Source organism: Marinifilum breve (assembly GCF_003202155.1).
Classification (GTDB): Bacteria; Bacteroidota; Bacteroidia; order Bacteroidales; family Marinifilaceae; genus Marinifilum; species Marinifilum breve.
Window position 1 is genome coordinate 1 of sequence record NZ_QFLI01000151.1, and the last position, 432, is coordinate 432.

Genomic DNA, 432 nt, shown 5'->3' on the forward strand with positions numbered 1-432 from the left:
TGCTCTACCAGCTGAGCTAAGGAATCATCCTGATTTTATTTGAAAGACTTTGGTTGTCTTTAAGTGATCCCTCTGGGGTTCGAACCCAGGACCCCAACATTAAAAGTGTTGTGCTCTACCAGCTGAGCTAAGGAATCATCCTGATTTTTTTATGAAAGACTTTGGTTGTCTTTAAGTGATCCCTCTGGGGTTCGAACCCAGGACCCCAACATTAAAAGTGTTGTGCTCTACCAGCTGAGCTAAGGAATCGTCCTGATTTTATTTGAAAGACTTTGGTTGTCTTTAGTGATCCCTCTGGGGTTCGAACCCAGGACCCCAACATTAAAAGTGTTGTGCTCTACCAGCTGAGCTAAGGAATCATCCTGATTTTATTTGAAAGACTTTGGTTGTCTTTAAGTGATCCCTCTGGGGTTCGAACCCAGGACCCCAACA

The 432-nt window shown here is 44.0% G+C and carries 3 tRNA genes; all 3 read right to left on the reverse strand.

From position 1 onward, the window contains the following. Positions 1 to 64: 64 nt before the first annotated feature. The 3 genes from DF185_RS23260 to DF185_RS23270 all read right to left on the reverse strand — a co-directional run bounded on the left by DF185_RS23260 (position 65) and on the right by DF185_RS23270 (position 359). Positions 65 to 137, reverse strand: a tRNA-Lys gene (locus DF185_RS23260). A 39-nt stretch (positions 138 to 176) separates the two neighbouring features. After that, positions 177 to 249 (reverse strand) — tRNA-Lys (locus tag DF185_RS23265). 37 nt (positions 250 to 286) lie between these two features. Further along, positions 287 to 359: transfer RNA gene (locus DF185_RS23270), tRNA-Lys, on the reverse strand. Positions 360 to 432: the final 73 nt, after the last annotated feature.